The 15608-nt window shown below is 74.0% G+C and carries 19 protein-coding genes; 10 read left to right on the forward strand and 9 right to left on the reverse strand.

Annotated elements, in window-relative coordinates; genetic code table 11:
- Nucleotides 1-10 precede the first annotated feature (10 nt).
- Both pgl and MNZ39_RS06530 read left to right on the forward strand, forming a co-directional pair.
- Nucleotides 11-769: a 6-phosphogluconolactonase gene (gene pgl, locus MNZ39_RS06525; RefSeq protein WP_242336313.1), complete on the forward strand. Its 759-nt coding sequence runs from the start codon at nucleotides 11-13 to the stop codon at nucleotides 767-769.
- 145 nt (nucleotides 770-914) lie between these two features.
- Entirely contained in the window at nucleotides 915-1325 is a 411-nt protein-coding gene (locus MNZ39_RS06530) for a hypothetical protein (RefSeq protein ID WP_242336316.1), read from the forward strand.
- A gap of 1 nt (nucleotide 1326) precedes the next feature.
- Here MNZ39_RS06530 and MNZ39_RS06535 read toward each other — a convergent pair whose 3' ends face one another.
- On the reverse strand, nucleotides 1327-1707 hold the full coding sequence (locus MNZ39_RS06535; protein WP_242336319.1) for a tautomerase family protein: 381 nt from the start codon (nucleotides 1705-1707) through the stop codon (nucleotides 1327-1329).
- 217 nt (nucleotides 1708-1924) lie between these two features.
- Between MNZ39_RS06535 and MNZ39_RS06540 the strand changes: the two genes are divergently transcribed.
- Nucleotides 1925-2305, forward strand: a complete 381-nt coding sequence (locus tag MNZ39_RS06540; protein WP_242336322.1) for a response regulator — start codon at nucleotides 1925-1927, stop codon at nucleotides 2303-2305.
- 49 nt (nucleotides 2306-2354) lie between these two features.
- On the opposite strand, the gene ptsP is transcribed toward MNZ39_RS06540, so the two are convergent.
- A complete protein-coding gene (gene ptsP / locus MNZ39_RS06545; protein WP_242336325.1) occupies nucleotides 2355-4082 on the reverse strand; it encodes a phosphoenolpyruvate--protein phosphotransferase in 1728 nt (575 codons plus the stop codon).
- A 198-nt stretch (nucleotides 4083-4280) separates the two neighbouring features.
- Here ptsP and sixA point away from each other — a divergent pair, with 198 nt between their 5' ends.
- From sixA to MNZ39_RS06560, 3 genes are all read left to right on the forward strand, one after another.
- A complete protein-coding gene (sixA, locus tag MNZ39_RS06550) occupies nucleotides 4281-4793 on the forward strand; it encodes a phosphohistidine phosphatase SixA (protein WP_242336328.1) in 513 nt (170 codons plus the stop codon).
- Nucleotides 4794-4884: 91 nt separating this feature from the next.
- The gene (locus MNZ39_RS06555; RefSeq protein WP_242336331.1) at nucleotides 4885-5391 is read left to right on the forward strand and encodes an inorganic diphosphatase; all 507 of its coding nucleotides are present in this window, start codon (nucleotides 4885-4887) and stop codon (nucleotides 5389-5391) included.
- Between the two features lie 3 nt (nucleotides 5392-5394).
- The gene (locus MNZ39_RS06560) at nucleotides 5395-6357 is read left to right on the forward strand and encodes a CHAD domain-containing protein (RefSeq protein ID WP_242336334.1); all 963 of its coding nucleotides are present in this window, start codon (nucleotides 5395-5397) and stop codon (nucleotides 6355-6357) included.
- A 41-nt stretch (nucleotides 6358-6398) separates the two neighbouring features.
- On the opposite strand, the gene MNZ39_RS06565 is transcribed toward MNZ39_RS06560, so the two are convergent.
- Nucleotides 6399-7904, reverse strand: coding sequence for a Ppx/GppA phosphatase family protein (locus MNZ39_RS06565; protein WP_242336337.1), 1506 nt, complete (start codon nucleotides 7902-7904; stop codon nucleotides 6399-6401).
- A gap of 351 nt (nucleotides 7905-8255) precedes the next feature.
- On the opposite strand from MNZ39_RS06565, the gene MNZ39_RS06570 reads away from it, so the two are divergent.
- Nucleotides 8256-8498 (forward strand): DUF2249 domain-containing protein, encoded by a 243-nt coding sequence (locus tag MNZ39_RS06570; RefSeq protein WP_242336339.1) that lies wholly within the window; start codon nucleotides 8256-8258, stop codon nucleotides 8496-8498.
- Nucleotides 8499-8565: 67 nt separating this feature from the next.
- Here the strand turns inward: MNZ39_RS06570 and MNZ39_RS06575 are convergent, their stop codons facing one another.
- Nucleotides 8566-9165 carry a YceI family protein gene (locus MNZ39_RS06575; RefSeq protein WP_242336342.1) on the reverse strand — a complete coding sequence of 200 codons (600 nt, stop codon included), beginning with the start codon at nucleotides 9163-9165 and terminating at the stop codon, nucleotides 8566-8568.
- Between the two features lie 511 nt (nucleotides 9166-9676).
- On the opposite strand from MNZ39_RS06575, the gene MNZ39_RS06580 reads away from it, so the two are divergent.
- Nucleotides 9677-10528 (forward strand): hypothetical protein, encoded by an 852-nt coding sequence (locus MNZ39_RS06580; protein WP_242336344.1) that lies wholly within the window; start codon nucleotides 9677-9679, stop codon nucleotides 10526-10528.
- Nucleotides 10529-10571: 43 nt separating this feature from the next.
- Here MNZ39_RS06580 and MNZ39_RS06585 read toward each other — a convergent pair whose 3' ends face one another.
- Nucleotides 10572-11429, reverse strand: a complete 858-nt coding sequence (locus MNZ39_RS06585; RefSeq protein WP_242336346.1) for a pirin family protein — start codon at nucleotides 11427-11429, stop codon at nucleotides 10572-10574.
- Between the two features lie 222 nt (nucleotides 11430-11651).
- On the opposite strand from MNZ39_RS06585, the gene MNZ39_RS06590 reads away from it, so the two are divergent.
- Nucleotides 11652-12890, forward strand: a complete 1239-nt coding sequence (locus MNZ39_RS06590) for an MFS transporter (protein ID WP_242336349.1) — start codon at nucleotides 11652-11654, stop codon at nucleotides 12888-12890.
- Between the two features lie 98 nt (nucleotides 12891-12988).
- On the opposite strand, the gene MNZ39_RS06595 is transcribed toward MNZ39_RS06590, so the two are convergent.
- Both MNZ39_RS06595 and MNZ39_RS06600 read right to left on the reverse strand, forming a co-directional pair.
- Complete coding sequence (locus MNZ39_RS06595; RefSeq protein WP_242336352.1) at nucleotides 12989-13447, reverse strand: copper-binding protein; 459 nt, start codon at nucleotides 13445-13447, stop codon at nucleotides 12989-12991.
- Between the two features lie 46 nt (nucleotides 13448-13493).
- Nucleotides 13494-13862, reverse strand: coding sequence for a DUF488 domain-containing protein (locus MNZ39_RS06600; RefSeq protein ID WP_242336355.1), 369 nt, complete (start codon nucleotides 13860-13862; stop codon nucleotides 13494-13496).
- 79 nt (nucleotides 13863-13941) lie between these two features.
- Here MNZ39_RS06600 and MNZ39_RS06605 point away from each other — a divergent pair, with 79 nt between their 5' ends.
- On the forward strand, nucleotides 13942-14301 hold the full coding sequence (locus tag MNZ39_RS06605) for a pyridoxamine 5'-phosphate oxidase family protein (protein WP_242336358.1): 360 nt from the start codon (nucleotides 13942-13944) through the stop codon (nucleotides 14299-14301).
- Between the two features lie 262 nt (nucleotides 14302-14563).
- Here the strand turns inward: MNZ39_RS06605 and MNZ39_RS06610 are convergent, their stop codons facing one another.
- Together MNZ39_RS06610 and MNZ39_RS06615 are read right to left on the reverse strand one after the other, a co-directional pair.
- A complete protein-coding gene (locus tag MNZ39_RS06610) occupies nucleotides 14564-14965 on the reverse strand; it encodes a four-helix bundle copper-binding protein (protein WP_242336360.1) in 402 nt (133 codons plus the stop codon).
- Between the two features lie 111 nt (nucleotides 14966-15076).
- The gene (locus MNZ39_RS06615) at nucleotides 15077-15592 is read right to left on the reverse strand and encodes a superoxide dismutase family protein (RefSeq protein WP_242336363.1); all 516 of its coding nucleotides are present in this window, start codon (nucleotides 15590-15592) and stop codon (nucleotides 15077-15079) included.
- Nucleotides 15593-15608 lie beyond the last annotated feature (16 nt).

Genomic DNA, 15608 nt, shown 5'->3' on the forward strand with positions numbered 1-15608 from the left:
GGCGGGCCGCGTGGGCGCGGAGGGGGACACGTCCGGGCGGGAGGTGCGGGTCCTCGACGACCACGTCGCGCTCGCTCGCGCCGCCGCCGACGAGTGGCGCCTCCGGGCCCTCGCGGCGGTGGCCGCGTCGGGGCGCTTCGCGGTCGCGCTCTCCGGCGGCGCGACCCCGCGCGCGGTCTACGCGCTGCTCGCCGATCCCGCCGCCCCCTACCGCGACGCGCTCCCGTGGGCGCGCACGCACGTGTTCTTCGGGGACGAGCGGGCGGTGCCGCCCGACGACCCGCGGTCGAACTACGGCATGGCGCGCGGCGCGCTCCTCTCGTCCGTGGCGCTCCCGCCGGAGAACGTCCACCGGATCCGCGGGGAGGACGAGCCCGGCGCGGCCGCCCGCTCCTACGAGGACGCGCTGCGCGCCTTCTTCGGCGTCGCGCCCCGCTTCGATCTCCTGCTGCTCGGGATGGGCGCGGACGGTCACACCGCCTCGCTGTTCCCGGGGAGCCCCGCGATCGACGAGCCGTCGCGGCTCGTCGCCGCGGTGCCCGCGCCCGCCGCGGGCCCCGCCCGGATCACGCTCACCCTGCGCGCGCTGCAGGCGGCGGCGCACGCCGTCTTCCTCGTCTCGGGCGCGCAGAAGGCGCCGGCGCTCGCGCGCGTGCTCTCCGGCGAGAGCGGGGCGGAGGCGCTCCCCGCGGCGCGCGTCCGGCCGGCGCACGGCTCGGTCCTCTGGCTCGTCGACCGCGCCGCAGCGCCCTTCCTCGCGGCGCCTTGACCCCGCCGGCGCGCGCGCCCGACCGCGCGCGGTTCCCGCCAAGGCAGCACCCGCGCAAAGGCGACGATGGCCCCGCGCGAGCCGCGATCGCGAGGGCCTCCTCGCCCTACGTTCATCGCGCCCGTACGGGCGGGAGGGACTCGAGATGCGCGTTTCGAAGCGTGGGTTCGTGGCGGCGATCGCCTCCGCCGCCGTCCTAGGGCTCGCCGGTGGCGCGCGGGCGGCCGGCGACACGGTCACGGTGGCGAAGAGCGAGAAGGTCGGGAGCTACCTCACCGACGACAAGGGCATGACGCTCTACGTGTTCAAGATGGACGCGGGCGGGAAGAGCGCGTGCGCAGGGTCGTGCGTGGCGAACTGGCCGATCTACTACCGCGAGAAGGTCGAGCCGGCGGGGGGGCCGAGCGCGGGCGACTTCGGCGCCATCACGCGTGAGGACGGCAAGAAGCAGACGACGTACAAGGGCAAGCCGCTCTACACGTTCGTCGGGGACAAGAAGCCGGGCGACACGAATGGGCAGGGCGTGAAGGACGTCTGGGTGGTCGCGGCGCCTTGAGTCACGCGTACTGCGCGATCCCGTTCCCGAACGACCAGTTCTCCTTCCCCACCTCCACGAGGGAGACGAGGACGTCCTCCCTTCGGACCCCGGGTGACGTGGAGAGCAGCTCGGCGATCCGGGCGTAGAGCGCCTTCTTCATCTCCACGGTCCGTCCCGCGTTGAGCGTGATCTGCACGACGACGAGATCGTCGCTCCGCGCGATGTCGAGATAGGACCGGTCGTAGACGAGCCCCGCGGCGTCGTGCTCGGTGATGACCTGGAAGCGATCCTTCGCGGGGACGTTCATCGTCTCCACCATGGCGCGGTGGACCGCGTCGCCGAGGGCGGTGCGGTAGGCCTCCGGCTTTCCGGCTCTGAGCGAGATGCGAACGAGCGGCATCGGGATCTCCCTGGGGAAAGGACCGGGGATCTATCGCCACGCATCCCCCTGCCGAGGGCCGCACTTGGGGCACGCGGAGCGTCCCTGACGCGCCCGGCCGGCTCCGCCGCTCCTCCCGTCGGCCGAACCCACGAGAGCTGGCGTTCCCGGGCGCCGAAAGCTCGACGGCCGCGGGACGGGGCGTAGCGTTGAGCTCGGCGTCCGAGGGGAGGACGGCATGGTCGAGCGGACGGGTGGCGTGGTGATGGTGGTCGACGACGACGAGGACCTCCGGGAGCTCGTCGTCCAGGTCCTGACCGACGCGGGCTTCGAGACGGTGACGGCGAGGCACGGGCGCGAGGCCCTCGCTCGGCTCAAGGCGGGCGAGCTCACGCCCGAGCTCATCCTGCTCGACCTCGAGATGCCGGTCATGTCCGGCTGGGAGTTCCGCCGCGAGCAGCTGCGCGACCCCGTGCTCGCCCAGGTGCCGGTGCTCGTCACCTCGTCGGCCGAGCCCGGCGCGCTCGCCGCGAGCGGATACCTGGCCAAGCCGTACGCCGCTTCCGACCTCCTCCGCGCCGTCGCCGCGGTCCGGGCCGGCCGCGCGATCGCGGCCTGAGCCGCGCGCGCTGCCCGGCGGCTCGCTCGCTCGCCCGGCCGCCGGCGGCTCAATCCTTCCGGGGGCGGGTCCGCTCGCCGAGCAGCGCCTCGACCTCCGCGGCCGATCCCAGCTCCACGGCGCGCTGCGCGAGCTCCCGGGCCGCGTCGAGGCGGGTCTCGCGGATGGCGTTCTTCACCTCGAGCATCTCGCCCGGGGCGACGCTGAACGCGCGCAGGCCGAGGCCGAGGAGGAGCTCGGTGTGGAGCGGATCGCCGGCCATCTCGCCGCAGATGGTGAGCTCACGGGCGGCGGCCTCCGCGGCCTCCGCGACGGAGCGGATGAGGCGCAGCACTCCCGGGTGCAGGGGCTGGTAGTAGGGAGCGATGGTCTCGTCCTCGCGATCGGCCGCGAGCACGTACTGCACGAGGTCGTTCGTCCCGAGGCTCAGGAACTCGACCTCCCGCGCCAGCGTGCGCGCCATCAGCGCCGCCGAGGGGACCTCGATCATCGCGCCCAGCGGGACGTCGGGGTTGAAGCGCAGGCCCTCGGCGGCGAGCTCCGCCTGCACCTGCCTCACCATCCGGCGGGCTTCCCGGACCTCTTCCAGCCCGCCGACGACGGGGAGCAGGATGGAGGCCGGGTGATCCGCGCTGACGCGCAGGAACGCCCGCAACTGCGGCTTCAGCACCTCGGGGTGGCGGAGCAGGAGCCGGACACCGCGCTGCGCGAGCGAGGGGTTGCGGGCGGGCGGCAGGGGGAAGTACGGCAGGACCTTGTCGCCGCCGAGGTCGAGGAGACGGAAGACGACCTTCCGCGGGTGGAAGCGCTCCGCCGCCCGCGCGAGGTACTCGTACTGCTCCTCCTCGGTGGGGAACGCCGGGCGGATCGAGAACGCGAACTCGGTGCGGTAGAGGCCGATCCCCTCGGCCTCGAAGCGGAGCGCGGACTCCGTGTCCGCGAGCTTGTTCACGTTGGCGTAGAGCGGGACCGCCGTGCCGTCGCGCGTCACCGAGGGCACGCCGACGAGGTGCGTGAGCTCCTCCTTGCCGGCGCGGAGCTCCGCCTCCACGCGATCGTACTCGCGCTCCAGCGCAGGCTCCGGGTTGACGAAGACCACGCCCCCGATGCCGTCCACGATCAGCCGATCTCCCGTCCTGATCCGGAGCGACGCCTCGGGCACCCCGGCGACGGCGGGGGTCCCCAGGGAGCGCGCCAGGATCGAGCTGTGCGAGAACCGGTTGCCCCGCTCCGTCACGAGGCCGCCGACGCGGTCGAGCTCGAGGCGCGCCGTCACGGACGGCAGGAGCTCCTCCGTCACGATGATGGCGCCCGCGGGGATGACGAGGCTCGAGGGGCCCCGGCGCTCGATGAGCGTCGACAGGACCCGGCGGCCCACGTCGCGGACGTCGGCCGCGCGCTCGCGGAGGTAGGCGTCGGGGATCGCCTCGATGATCCGCAGGTACTCGTCGATCACCTCCGAGAGCGCCGCCTCGACGTTGATGAGCTTCTCCCGGACCCGGCGGAGGACCCGGTCGCGCAGCTCCGGATCGTCCACCGCGAGCGCCTGGGCACCGAAGATGTCGGCCTGGCTCTGGCCGAGCCGCTCGGTCACGTCCGCCTGGAGCGCGGCCAGCTCCGCGCCGGCGGTGGCCAGGGCTGCGTCCAGGCGCAGCCGCTCGCCCTCCACCTCGGACGGGTGGATGCTGCGCCGGGGGGCCGCGGACCGGTAGCCGCACGCGATGACGAGGGCCTTGCCCCGCGCGACTCCCGGCGACACGCCCGTGCCTCTGAGCATCTGAGGGATCCTTTCTTCGCTCATAAGCGGCGGCGGGCCGCGGCCGCCACGAAGACGGGCCGCGCCGTCCGCCCCCGCTCCCCACCCGGTCGGGCGCGCGAGCGACCGGGGGAGCCCGCCTCGCGTGGGCCCCGAGCGTGCACGGGAATGGGGCGCGCCGCTGCCGCCGGGCCGCGCCCGGCCTTATCGAGCAGGGAGATGGAGCTCCTGCTCATTCGCCACGCCATCGCCGAGCGGGCCTCGTCGCGCGGCGAGGCGGCCGACGCGCGCCGGCCGCTGACGGCCGAGGGACGCCGGCGCATGGCCCGGGGTGCGCGGGGGCTCATGGCGCTCGTCGCGGAGCTCGACGCCGTCGTCCCGAGCCCCCTCGTCCGGGCCGTCGAGACGGCGCGGATCGTCGCGGACGCGTTCGAGCTCTCGCCCGAGGAAGGGCTCCCGGCGCTCGCGCCGGGCCATCCGCCCCAGGAGCTGCTCGAGTGGCTCCGCGCGTCGCGCCACGGCGGGACCGTCGCGCTCGTCGGGCACGAGCCGCACCTCTCTGGCCTCGCGGCGCTCCTCGTCGCCGGCGATCCCGAGCCGCTGTTCACCTTTCGCAAAGGCGGCGCGTGCCTCCTCGAGCTCGACGGCGCCCCGCGGCCGGGGGGAGGGCGGCTGCGCTGGCTCGCGACGGCGAGGCTCTTGCGCCTGCTCGGGGCGCGGAAGGCGAGGTGACGCGCACACCGTCGAGCGCGTCCAGGGAGGCGCTCGCTCGCCGCCCGCCTCGCCGGTGGCGGGTCGTGACGCCGGACCGCAGATTCGAGGCATGCCCATCTCGTCCGTTCCCGCCCGCACGGAGGGCGGATTCCACGTCGTCGTCGAGGCGCCGCGCGGCGCGACGCTCAAGCTCAAGCACGATCCGGAGCTCGACGTGATGATCGGCCACCGGCCGCTGCCGCTCGGGTTCGCCTACCCGTACGACTGGGGCTTCGTGCCGGGGACGAAGGCCTCCGACGGCGACCCGGTGGACGCGCTCGTCTACTGGGACGTCGCGAGCTACCCCGGCGTCGTCCTCCGCTGCCGCGCACTCGGGGTCCTCGCGCTCGAGCAGGACGCGAAGGGCGGAGGACGGGAGCGGAACGACCGGATCCTCGCGCTCCCGCTCGTCCACCCCCGCGGCGCCGCGCTGCGCACGCATCGGGACCTCGACGGCCGGGTGCTCGAGGAGATCGAGCACTTCTTCACGTCGTCCGTGTTCTTCGAGCCGAAGCACCCCCGCGTCCTCGGATGGCACGGGCCCGAGGACGTGGAGCGGCTCCTCGCCGGGAGCTAGCGCGTGGCGAAGCCGACGGAGATCCCCGGGCTCGAGCCCGGCACGCCGCTCTCCGTGGCGGGCCCGCTCCTCGTCCGCGCGCGCCTCGACGACGTGCGCCGGTACGAGGCCGCGGCCGTGGGGACGGGCGACGGCGAGCCGGACGTGGACGCGGTGCACGACATGCGGATCGCGACGCGGCGGCTGCGCGCCGCGCTCCAGCTCTTCGGCCGCGGCGACCTCGCGGCGCTCGAGGACGAGGTGAAGGCGCTCCAGGACGCGCTCGGCGAGGTCCGCGACGGCCAGGTGCAGCGGCGCTGGTTCGAGCGGCACGCCCGGAGGCAGGATGGCGGCGGGCGGCTCGCGGCGTGGGCGGGCGGAGGCCTGCCGAGGGCCAGCAAGCGGCTGCGCCGCGCGATCCGTGGCTGGCAGGGCGCCGTCGCGCCCTCGATCGCGCGCGCCGCGGAGGACGCGGCAGGGAAGGGGCGGCTCCAGGGGAAGCGGCTCGCGAAGGAGGTGAGGGCGCGGCTCGCGACCTTGAAGCGCCGCCTCGCGGCCGCGCGGGACGCGCGATCGCCACGGAAGGTGCACCGCCTCCGCATCGCGGCGAAGAAGCTCCGCTACGTCGCCGAGCTCGTGGAGCCCGGCTTCCCGGGCGCGGCGAAGGGGATGCTCGCCGCGCTCGTGCCGCTCCAGGAGCGGCTCGGCGATCTCCACGACACGGACGTGCGGATCGAGCGGCTCGAGCGCCTCGCCCGCCGGGGCCAGCGGCGCGAGCGCCGGGCCGCGCGCGCGACGCTCGCCGTCCTCCACGAGGAGCGCGCCCGCGAGGCCCGGGCGCTCCGGCGCGAGCTCTCGCGGTGGCGGGAGGAGAGGGTGGTCCGGGCGCTGCGGCGCGGGTTCTCGCGCGGCGGACGGCGCGTGAAGCTCGGGGTGAAGGTCGCGGCGGCGGCGAACGGGCACGCGGCGGACGCGCCGGCGGCGTGACGACGCGGCTCGAGGTCGCGGTCGCGGCTCGCGACCGGGCCCTACCTCCGCGCTCGCTCGACGTGGATCGACGCGTGGAAGACGGCGCGGAAGAGCGACGCCTCCCGGGCGACGTCCCACAGCTCGAGGTCCACGGGGCCGCGGGTCCGCGCGAGCACCCTCACGACGCCGTTCTTCCGGGCGGCCCGGACGGAGACGACCGGCTGGTGGTGGCTCCGGTCGAGCGCGTCCGCGACGCGCAGCAGGGCGACGAGCCGCCGCACGAGCCGGAACTCGCCCGCGGGGAGGTCCTCGAGATCCGGGCGGTGCCGCTCCGGCGGGCTGCGCCGGTGATAGCGGGCGACGAGCGCGACGAGGAGCCGCTCCCTGTCGGACAGCCCGGGGATGTCGGCGCTCGAGACGAGGTAGAAGGTGTGCTTGTGGTGGCGGGTCGGCGAGACGGCGTGCCCGACGTCGTGGAGGAGCGCCGCCGCCTCGAGCAGCCCGCGCGCGCTCGCGGGGAGCGCGTGCAGCTCGGCGAGCTGATCGAAGAGATCGAGCGCGAGGCGCGCCGTCTGCCGGGCGTGGCCCTCGTCGAAGTTGAACCGGCGGCCGAACGCGAGCGCCGCCGCGGCGCGAGAGGCCTGGGCGGCCGCGACCGCCGCCGGCGACCGGCGCGCGAGGTCGACGAGGATGCCGTTGCGGAGCCCGGTGTCGACCGCGGCGATCGAGTCGAGGCCGAGGTGGCGCATCGCCGCCTCGAGGATCACGGCGCCCGCGACGATGATCTCCGCGCGGCGGGGCTCGAACCGCCTGCGCCGCTCCGCGATGGAGTCGGAGGCGAGCTCCTCGACCGCGCGCTTCACGTCCCGGAGCGTCATGCGGCGGCCCTCGCCGTGGGCCGCGACGATGGCGTTGATCGTCCCGGACGACCCGAGCGCCACGTTGCCGTGCGGCAGCCGCCGCGGAACGGAGTCGCGGAACGCCTCGTCGGCGAAGCTGCGCATGGCCGCGAGCCGCTGCGGCGAGACCTTCCCCGCCGAGCCGAAGATCTCGGTCAGCCGGACCGCGCCGAGCCCGACGCTGTAGAGATCCTTCGCCTCCTCCCCCACGGCGGTCGCGACCTCGGTCGACCCGCCGCCGATGTCGAGGACGAGCGAGCGCGCGCGCCGGGGCCGGCCGTTCAGCACGCCGCGGCAGATGAGGCGGGCCTCCTCGCGCCCGGAGACGACCTCGAGGTCGAGCCCGGTCTCGCGCTTCACGCGCTTCACGAGGTCGTCGCGGTTCCGCGCCTCGCGGACGGCGCTCGTCGCGACGGCGCGCACGGTGGCGTGGTAGCGGCGGCAGAGGGCCGCGTACCGGCGGAGGGCCGAGAGGAGCCGGTCGGCGACCTCGCGGGACATCGAGCCGGTGGCGAAGACCCCCTCGCCCGGGCGCACCGGATCGCGCTCCTGGTGGAGGGTCTCGAGCGTGCCGTCAGGCAGCGGGCGCGCGATCTCGAGGCGCACCGCGTTCGTCCCCACGTCGATGGCCGCGAGGATGCGCTGTCCTTCGTGGTCGTGCGCCAATCGGCCTCCCGCGTCGAGTCTATTCGCCCGCACGGTCGCAGGAACGGCCGGGATGCGAGTGGGCTCACACGGGCCGGGTGGCGGACCGCGCCGCTCGGCAAGGGTTCTAGCACCGGGGGTGCCCCGAGGGTCCTCGATCCCCCTTACGTTCCAGACCGGAACGGCGTGGAACACGCGGGGCCGCGATCGTGTCGCCGGCGCGCCGGGCGCGCGGTCGGAGGCGCCCCGCGGGAAATCGCTGGGCCGGAGCGGCGAGCGCAAGAGCGCCGCGCCGGCGGGTCGCGCCGCGCGCGGAAGGCACGCGAGGTGCACCGCCCGGCGACCGAACCCCGTCCCGAGGAGCCTCTCCCGATGACCGGATCGCCCCGTGAGCTCGACCTTCGCAAGCTGCCGCCGGAGCTGCGGCACGGCCTCGTGTTCCAGACCTTCGACGCGCTCGGACCGGGCGAGGCGCTCGTGATCGTGAACGACCACGACCCGGCGCCGCTGCTGCAGCAGTTCCGGTTCGTGCGGCCCGGCCAGGCGGAGTCCGAGTACCTCGAGCGCGGCCCGGCCGACTGGCGCGTCCGCATCGCGAGGAGAGCGAGCCCCTGACCACGGACGGCGCGGGCCGGCCCCGCGCTCGCGGAGCCGGCCCGGACTCACCGCGCGCCAGGCGTCCTCACCTCGACGCGCTCTTCGGGGCGTCCTTCACGAGCTCGACGTCGAGCGTGATGGCGATCTCGTCCCCGACCGCCGGGCCGGCCTCGACGAGCTTGTTCCAGGAGAGGCCGTAGTCCTTGCGGCTGATCTTCGTGACGGCCGAGAACGCGCGGCGGGTCTCGCCGTACATGCCCTTCACCTCGGGCGACGTCGTCACGTCGAGGGTGACGGGCTTCGTGACGCCGTGCAGGGTGAGGTCGCCCGCGACCTTCAGCTTGTCCTTGCCCGCCTTGGTGACCTTGGCCGACTTGAAGGTGATGGCCGGGTACTTCGCCGCGTCGAGGAAGTCGGGCGACTTGAGGTGCGCGTCCCGGTCGGCGACGCGGGTATCGATGCTGTTCGCGTCGATCGTCACCTCGACCGTGGAGCGCGCCGGATCCGCGTCGTCGAGCTGCGCGACGCCCGAGTACTTCGTGAACTCGCCGCGGACCGTCGAGATGACGAGGTGCTTCACGGCGAAGCCGACCTGCGAGTGGGACGCGTCGACGTTCCAGGCGGCAGGCGCGGCGAGCGCGAGCATCGGGGCGACGGCGAGCAGCGAGGCGAGGAGCTTCTTCATGTTCGGCCTTCCTTCGGGAGAGCGTTGGGGGCCGCGGCGGCGGTCTCATCGGCGGGGCGGGGCCTTCTCTCGGCCCTCTCCCGCTGCCGCTCGGCACGGGAGCATTCTTGGCGGCGTTCCCGATGCGGCGCAATCGGCGCCTTAGCACAGGTCTGTTCCAGGATTGGAACGGTCGGTCCTGCCGGTCGGCGCGACCGCGTCGGACCGCGCCGCATTCGCGCGCACGTGCGCGGGCCGGCGGCGATCCGCGCCCTCGGCGCCGTTCGGGCGAGCGTCACTGCGCGCGGCCGTCCACGCGGATCGGTGAGCCAGAGGAGCGCACGGGTGATCTCCTCACCACGATGCGGGCACGCCGATCGTCCGAACCCGAAGGCCCTCGTCCGCAATGCGAAGGTGAGCGCGCCTCGGAGCGTATCGTGGGGTGGACCGGTCGAGGCGTGCGCGACGAGAGGCCGGGCTCGGGCAGGCTCGTCGCGCGGCGCGACCCGGCCGGCGTGGAAGGAGGCAGGGCATGTTCCCCGCATCGAGAGGCGTATTCGGGAGGGGTCTCGCGCTCGCGCTGGCGATGGCGCTGGCGAGCGGCATCGCACGGGCCGCACCGCCGCAGGCACCCGCCGAGGCTGCGGCATTCGAGGTGGACGCGAAGGTCGTGCTCGCTGCGTTCGTCGCCCTCGCGGACGGCCACCTTCGGAAGATGGCGGACTCGCTCCAGGTGCTCGCGCTGTCCGAGCAGACGCGCTCCGCCGACTGGGCAAACATCGAGCGCCAGCTCGGCGAGATCGCCAAGCTGAACGACGCCGCGCTCAACTGGTTCGCCCTGCCAGACGGGTCGTACTGGAGCGTCCAGAACGGCCGCGAGAAGGGAAACCTCTCCACGCGGGCCTACTTTCCGAAGGTCCTCGCAGGGGAGACCGTGATCGGCGACCTCGTCGTCAGCAAGGCGACGGGCAAGGGCGTCGCCATCGTCGCCGTGCCGGTGAAGGGTCGCGACGGCGTCGTGTCCGGCGTCCTCGGCGCGTCGATCTACCTCGGCAAGCTGAGCGCCCGGATCCGCGAGGAGATGAATGTCGGAGACGACCTCATCTTCTACTCGTTCGACGCGACGCCGCTCCTCGCGATCGTATGGGATCCCACGCTCGTCTTCACGAACCCGAAGGAGCTCGGCCCCGAGGTCGACAAGGCCTTCACGGAGATGCTGTCGAAGAAGGAGGGCGTGGTTCGATATACGTTCCGTGAACGCCAGCGGACGGTCGTGTTCAGCAAGTCCGCCGTGACCGGGTGGTGGTACGGGTTCGGCGTTGTCCAGGCGCCGCAGAGCGCCCGCGCCGAGACGCCGCCGGGGAAGGCGGGCGCGACGCGGTGACGGCGGGGGCGCGGCTCGCTCGGCGCGACGAGCCGCGCCGCCGTCAGGGCTTGATGAACGTCCCCGCGCGGAGCTCCGCGAGCGCCTCGGCGATCTCCTCGCGGGTGTTCATGACGAACGGGCCGTAGCGTGCGTACGGCTCGCGGAGCGGCTGCGCCGACAGGAGCAGGAAGCGCGCGCCCGCGCCGCCGGCGTGGACGCGGACGACGTCACCGTCCTCCAGGATGGCGAGGTGCGGGGCGCGGATGGCGGGCCCGCGCGAGGGCGCGGCGCCGCCCACGCTCACCTCTCCCTGGAAGACGTAGAGGATCGCGGTGTGGCCGCGCGGCACCGGCTGCTCGAAGGTCCGGCCGGCAGGGAGCGCGACGTCGAGGTAGGTCGGTCCCGCGAAGATCTCGCGGACCGCGCCGGGAACGCCGTCCACCTCGCCCGCCACCACGCGGATGCGGGCGCCGTCGGGGCGCGCGACCTCGGGGATCGCGCTCGAGGGCACGTCCTGGTAGCGCGGCCGGGTCATCTTGAGCTTCGCGGGCAGGTTCACCCAGATCTGGAAGCCGTCGAGCCGGCGCGGTCCGACCTTCGGCATCTCCTCGTGCAGGATGCCGCTCCCCGCGGTCATCCACTGCACGTCGCCCGCCCCGATGACGCCCGAGCTCCCGAGGCTGTCCCGATGGGCAACGCTGCCGTCGAGCATGTAGGTGATGGTCTCGATGCCCCGGTGCGGGTGCATGGGGAAGCCGGCGACGTAGTCGTTCGCGTTTTCCGACCCGAAATGGTCGAAGAGGAAGAACGGGTCGAGGTGGTCGAGCCGCTCCGTGGCGATGCTGCGCTGGAGCCGCACGCCTGCGCCGTCGCTCGTCGCGACGGGGGTCACCACGTCCTTCAGTCCTCGCTCGATCATGGGTCTCTCCGACGGGATCCATAACCGCCGAGGCGATCGGGACAAGTCGCGCGCGCGCACCACCGTGTCCCGCGTCGCGGAACAATCCCGGCTCGAGGCTCCTCGCGCGAGGGCCGTTCGCTCGCCCCGCGCGTCGCACCCGGCGGCGCGGCCCTGCCCGCCAGCCGCGATTGCGGGGCCCCGCGAGACGCGAGCAGCGTTACCCTTCGCCCGAGGAACCGCATGCGCCTTCCCGGAAATGGAGCTCGAGGCCGCCGGACCGAGCGCGAGACGAGCGTGGAGGGGCGCCCGCGGCTCGGCCGGAACGTGATCGCGCTCGCGGTGGTGAGCTTCCTCACCGACGTCTCGAGCGAGATGATCTACCCGCTCCTGCCGCTCTTCCTGTCGAGCGTGCTCCACGCGAGCGCGAGCGCGGTGGGGCTCATCGAGGGAACTGCGGAGACCACCGCCGCGCTCCTCAAGCTCGCCAGCGGGTGGTGGTCGGATCGGGTCCGGAGGCGCAAGCCGCTCGTCCTCCTCGGCTACGTGATCTCCTCGTTCGCGCGCCCGCTCGTCGCCGTCGCGCAGGCGGCCTCGCAGGTTCTCGTCATCCGGGTCGTGGACCGCGTCGGCAAGGGCGTGCGGACGTCGCCGCGCGACGCGCTCATCGCGGACTCGGTCGCGCCGTCCATCCGCGGCAGGGCCTTCGGCCTCCACCGGGCAGGCGACCACGCGGGCGCGGTCGTCGGGCCGCTCATCGCATTCGCGATCCTGACGTGGTGGACGGGCGCGCCGCTCCGGCGCGTCTTCTGGCTGGCGGCGATCCCCGGCGTGCTCTCGGTGCTGGTCCTCGCATCCGCCGTGTCGGAGGTGCCGCGCGAGGTGGACGGGAGGCGCGAGGCCCCCGCCGCGTCAGGCCCGCTGGGTCGAGGGTTCTGGCGCTACCTCGTCGTGCTCCTCGTCTTCACGCTCGGCAACGCGACCGACGCGTTCCTCCTCCTGCGCGCCTCCCAGCTCGGCGTGAACCAGGCGCTCACCCCGATCCTTTGGGCGCTGCTGCACGTCGTGAAGTCCCTCTCCAGCACCCCCGGCGGCGCGCTCTCGGATCGGGTCGGACGCAAGCCGCTCATCGTCGTCGGCTGGGCGGTCTATGCCCTCGTCTACTTCCTCTTCGGCCACGCGAGCGCAGCGTGGCACGCGTGGGCCCTCTTCTCCCTGTACGGCGTCTACTTCGGGCTCACCGAGGGAGCGGAGAAGGCGCTCGTGGCCGACCTCGTCCCGCCCGACCGGCGCGGCGCCGCGTTCGGCTGGTACAACCTCGCGATCGGGCTCGGCGCGCTCCCGGCCTCGGTGATCTTCGGCGTGATCTGGGACCGGCTGGGATCTCCCGCCGCGTTCGCCTACGGCGCGACGCTCGCGTTCGTGGCGGCGGTCGCGCTCCTCGTGGTCGTGCCCGGCAGGCGCGAGGCTCGTGGACGCTGACGGGCGAGGGGGTCGAGCGCCGGCAGGGCGCGCGAGAAGGCGAGGGCGGAGCGGCGGGGGGCGCTCGGGTCCCGGGACGCGGGGCCCGCCGACGGTCGTCAGGGACGCGTGGCGGCCTCCGGGCGGGCCTCTCCGAACCGGAGGGCGGTGTCGGCGGGGAGCTTGCGGAGCTGCTCGATCCGCAGCACGGGAGGCGACCACGAGACGGCGATCCGGACCTCGACCTTGTCCCCGACGCGCACGTCGTCGAGCGCGACCTCCGGCGAAACGTCGAACGGCATCACCATCGAGCCCATCCCCACCACCGTCCCCGCCTCGTTCGCGAAGTCGTCGATGGGCTCGTGACGGATGGAGACCTGCCGCGCCGCGGCGGAGGCGGGGAGCCGCACGATCTCGCCGCGCACGGTGTAGCGCCGCGCGTTCGCAGGCGCGGCGTCTCCGGAGCGTGAGCCACCCTCGCGGCAACCCGGGCCCGTCGCGAGGAGCGCGCCCGCGAGCGTCAGCATCACCGGAGAGAGCCACTTCAGCCACGCGGTACGGGTCGGACCGGAGGTCATCCCGTCATCTTCATCGCCGCCTGCCGCGGCCGCATGCGGCATGGTGTCACCTCGCGTGCTCCCCCGGCCCCTCCGCGATCAGGTCACGCAGCACGACGGCGCCGTTGTGCTCCCGGTCGCGCGCGCCGTAGACGAGCGTCACCGTACGGTGCGCTGCGCGGCGGCCGAGCTCCGCGAGGAGCGCCTGCGCCGGGCCCGTCCCGAGCTCGGCGTGGTAGCGCCGCGCGAACTCGTGGAAGCGGGCGGGGTCGTGCCCGAACCAGCGCCGGAGCCCCGGGCTCGGCGCGAGGTCCTTCGCCCACAGGTCGAGCGCGAGCGCCTCCTTCTTCACGCCGCGCGGCCAGAGCCGGTCCACGAGCACGCGGTAGCCATCGCTCCGCTCGGGCCCGTCGTAGGCGCGCTTCAATCGGATCATCCGCTCCTCGCCCGCGTTATACGGGGGCGCACACCGTCGCGCGCGAGAAACGCGACCGCGAGCCAGGAGGAGTGCGTTCATGATTTCCGAGGAGATTCGCGCAGCGCTGACGCAGGAGGGCTCGGCCGCCTTCGTGACGGAGGGGCCGGCGGGGCCGCACCTCGTCGCGACGTGGAACAGCTACCTCCGCGTCCTCGACGACACCACCCTCGCGTTCCCCGCCGGCGGCTACCGGCGGACGGAGGAGAACGTCCGGAGCGGCAGCGGGGTGCAGATGATCCTGGGGGCCAAGCACCCGAAGGGCGTCGGCTTCCGCCTCTCCGGACGCGCCGAGTTCCAGGTGGGCACGCCGGTCCACGAGCAGCTGAAGCGGGACTTCCCCTGGTGCCGGGCCGCCGTGCTGCTCCACGTGGCGCAGGCGGAGAAGGTGCTCGGGTAAGGCAGAGACCGGTCGACCTGGATCGCTACTGCGGCGCACGCTGGCTGGCTGCGCCGGGCAGACTCCTCCCTGCGCTGCTCGACGGGCCTTCCAGGCCCGCCTGCGCTGCTCGGTCGTCTTGTGCCCGGCTCGCCGACGCCATCGCGCGCCTCGTGACGCGACCAGATCAACCGGGCTCCGCTGGAGTCGGGGCGCGCGCCGCCCTCCCGGGAGGCGGACGCTCCACCTTCGCGTGCGCGTGAGAAGCGGCCGGCTCCTGCGGCTACGCCAGGGCGGCCGTCGCGCTGCACGCCTCGGCGCACGAGCGGCACGCGTCGGCGCAGGCCTTCATCTGCGCGTCGCCCGCGAACTCCTCGCAGGACTCCTCGCAGGCCTTGCAGATCTCCGCACACGTCGCGCACTGGTGGGCGTGGAACGCGGACTCGCGTGACATGAGCGCCACGCTCATGCGGCAGCTCTCCGCGCAGTCCATCAGGAGCTTCACGTGATCGGCGGCCGCGTGCTCGCCGCCCTTCTGCAGGCAGTGCGCGAGGGTCTGCTCGCAGACGCTGAAGCACGACAGGCATTCCTGGATGGACCGCCGCATCTGCTCGGCCATGTGGCTGAAGTGCGGCGTCGCCTGGAAGGTCGCCTGGAAGCCTTGCTGCCCGCTGACGGTGGCCATGTCCCCTCCGCTGGGGTTTCGAGGGTTCGGAGGGAACATTGGGGGGACGGGCCTTCGGGACAAGCCGGGCGGAGTGCCCGGCCCGTGCGTGAGCGCTCCGGCGCCGGCTCCCTACTGCTTCTCGACCACGCCGCAGGCGATGCGCGCGCCCGAGTTGCCGGCGGGATCGGTCTTCTCGTCGTCGGGGTCGGCGTGGATGACCAGGGCCGTGCCGTCCGGGCCGAACAGCGAGCCCTCGCCGGCGCCCAGGGTGGCGCCCTTCGCGGTGAAGGTCGCCTTCGCCTTGCCGTTCTTCCCGACCGTGAGGTTCGGCAGGTCGCCGGCGTGCACGCCCTCGGGGTTGTGGACGCCGTGCTTCTTGCCGAACGGGTTGAAGTGACCTCCGGCCGACTTGAAGTCGGGCGGCTCGCACTTCGCCGCTCCGTGGAGGTGGATGCCGTGCTTCCCCGGCGGGAGCCCGGCCACCGCGACCGCGACCTTCACGCCGCCGCGAGTCGGCGTGAGCGTGGCCGTCCCGACCTCCTTGCCGTCGGCGTCCTTCAGGACCGCCTTCGCGGCGGGAGCGGCGGCGGTGACGGTGAGTGGAACGGCGAGAGCCAGGAACAGGGAGAACGCTCGAGTCGTCATGCGCGACAGGTACGGC

Source organism: Anaeromyxobacter sp. SG66 (assembly GCF_022690805.1).
In the GTDB taxonomy this organism is placed as follows: Bacteria; Myxococcota; Myxococcia; order Myxococcales; family Anaeromyxobacteraceae; genus Anaeromyxobacter; species Anaeromyxobacter soli.